This is a genomic window from Pararhizobium sp., from assembly GCF_035497515.1.
In the GTDB taxonomy this organism is placed as follows: Bacteria; Pseudomonadota; Alphaproteobacteria; order Rhizobiales; family Rhizobiaceae; genus Pararhizobium.
The window spans coordinates 1-2,094 of sequence record NZ_DATJDJ010000023.1; the positions used below are offsets into that span (position 1 = coordinate 1).

Genomic DNA, 2,094 nt, shown 5'->3' on the forward strand with positions numbered 1-2,094 from the left:
CGTCGGCATCGCCGGCTATCACGGCGGCGCCGGTGACGCCTTCCGCGAATGCGTCGAATACCAGTTCATCATCGGCGGACAATGGGTCGCCCATCCGGGCAATATCATCGACTACACAGTCAATGTCACACGTCCCGACGATGCGGTGATGGAGGGCATCGCCGATTTCCCCTACACGTCCGAGCAGTATTACATGCATGTCGATCCTTCCAACGAGGTGCTGGCAACGACAACGTTCACCGGCGACCACGCCTACTGGATCGATGGCGTGGTGATGCCGGTGGTTTGGAAGCGCAACTACGGCAAGGGTCGCGTTTTCTATTCGTCGCTCGGCCATGTGGCCAAGGAATTCGACGTGCCGCAGATGCGCACGATCTTCCGCCGTGGCGCCAACTGGGCAGCGGGATAAGCTCGCGTCGGTCGCCGGCTTCAAATCGGCCAGGGTCGAGGGTCCCGATCCCATCAAGGCGGTCATCATTGACTTTCGCAGTGGGCTTGTTCCCTCGTTAGCTGTTGGGTCAGGCGGCGGAAAAGAGCGTGCAGAATTGCATCTGCCGATAGCTTAAAGCCCACGAGATGCCATCGCCGATGTCAAACAATGCAACGCGTTCGGCCTTTCACCAACTTTCCATGGTGGATGTGTTTCGGCGTGGAATATTGGCTCTGACTCAGATTTGATGCAGTTTTGGCGATGCTGCCTTGCTGGTTTCCACAAAAGGAATCAGCCTGATGAGTTCCATCGCATGATCCGGCGTAAGGCGGAAAACGAGCTCGTGCCGTGGATCGACCGCGCTCGCGACAGCCTGGTTGCTTCCTTTGGCAATGGCGTTGCAAAAGACATTCAGGCTGTCCGAGCAGCGATAGTCTCACCGTGGTCGAACGGACAAACAGAGGGGCAGATCACCAAGCTCAAGCTGGTGAAACGCCAGATGTACGGTCGCGGAAAGCTTGATTTGCTTCAAGCCCGCCTGATCGGCGCGACATGAGGGAATTGCACCAAATCTGCGTCAGAGCCAAGATTGGACGCCGATAAGGGGTCAACATTCCGAGCCGATTGACAGACGGACGTCCGATACAGCGGCCAGCCAACCGCGTTTCGGGCTGCCGTCGTCCTCCACGTAGGCGAGGATCGCGTGGATGAAAAGCAGTTCGAAAAGCCGGGCCACGGCGGCGTCCGCACCCAGGCCCGGGGCCGCTGTCTCGGTTGCGAGAAGGTTGAGGACGGCTGCAAAGGACTGTGTGGTGCAATGAAGCAGGAACCATTTCCATCCCGGCTCTTGTGCACACGGCAGAACAATTCTGCCCGGTTCGCAGGCGTCAAATCATGCCCGATTCCAGCGGGATCGGCTTTTCCTTTGGTTTGTAGCCGAAGGAACGCAGCGCGACGTAGAAGACCGGCGTGAGGAACAGGCCGAGGACGGTGACGCCCAGCATGCCGGAGAAGACGGCGGTGCCGAGCGATTGGCGCATCTCGGCGCCGGGACCCGTGGCGATCATCAGCGGCACGACACCGAGAATGAAGGCGAAGGCGGTCATCAGGATCGGCCGCAGGCGCAGGCGGCTGGCCTCGATCGCCGCCTGAACCGGGTTCATGCCGTCATCCTGGGCCTGCCGGGCGAACTCGACGATCAGGATGGCGTTCTTGGCTGCGAGGCCGATGAGGACGATCAGCCCGATCTGCGTCAGGATATTGTTGTCCTGGCCGCGCAGGGATACCCCGACCAAGGCGGCGAGCACCGCCATCGGCACGACGAGGATGATCGCCAGCGGCAGGACCCAGCTTTCATACTGGGCCGACAGCGCCAGGAAGACGAAGATCACGGAGAGGGCGAAGATGAAGATCGCGGTATTGCCGGTATTGCGCTCCTGGAAGGCGAGGTCCGTCCACTCGAACGAGGTGCCTGGCGGCAGGATCTTGGCGGCCAGCCCCTCCATCGTGTCGAGGGCCGTGCTGGTCGAGACGCCGGGGCCCGGATTGCCCTGGAGCGGAACCGAGACATACATGTTGTAGCGCTGGACGAGCGACGGTCCGGTCGTGTCCTGGATGTCGACCAGCGTGCCGAGCGGCACCAGCGCGCCGGTGGCGGAGCGGAC

General features: G+C 61.2%; 3 protein-coding genes and 1 pseudogene. 2 read left to right on the top strand and 2 right to left on the bottom strand.

The window, feature by feature from the left end; genetic code table 11:
- Together VL202_RS01885 and VL202_RS01890 are read left to right on the top strand one after the other, a co-directional pair.
- On the top strand, positions 1 to 409 hold a 409-nt coding region (locus VL202_RS01885; protein ID WP_325462496.1), incomplete at its 5' end, for a ThuA domain-containing protein.
- Between the two features lie 325 nt (positions 410 to 734).
- A pseudogene (locus VL202_RS01890) lies at positions 735 to 986 on the top strand (transposase); the annotation flags it as partial.
- A 51-nt stretch (positions 987 to 1,037) separates the two neighbouring features.
- On the opposite strand, the gene VL202_RS01895 reads toward VL202_RS01890, so the two are convergent.
- Together VL202_RS01895 and VL202_RS01900 are read right to left on the bottom strand one after the other, a co-directional pair.
- A complete protein-coding gene (locus VL202_RS01895; RefSeq protein WP_325462498.1) occupies positions 1,038 to 1,298 on the bottom strand; it encodes a cupin domain-containing protein in 261 nt (86 codons plus the stop codon).
- A 19-nt stretch (positions 1,299 to 1,317) separates the two neighbouring features.
- A partial coding sequence (locus VL202_RS01900) for an efflux RND transporter permease subunit (RefSeq protein WP_325462497.1) occupies positions 1,318 to 2,094 on the bottom strand: 777 nt, incomplete at its 5' end.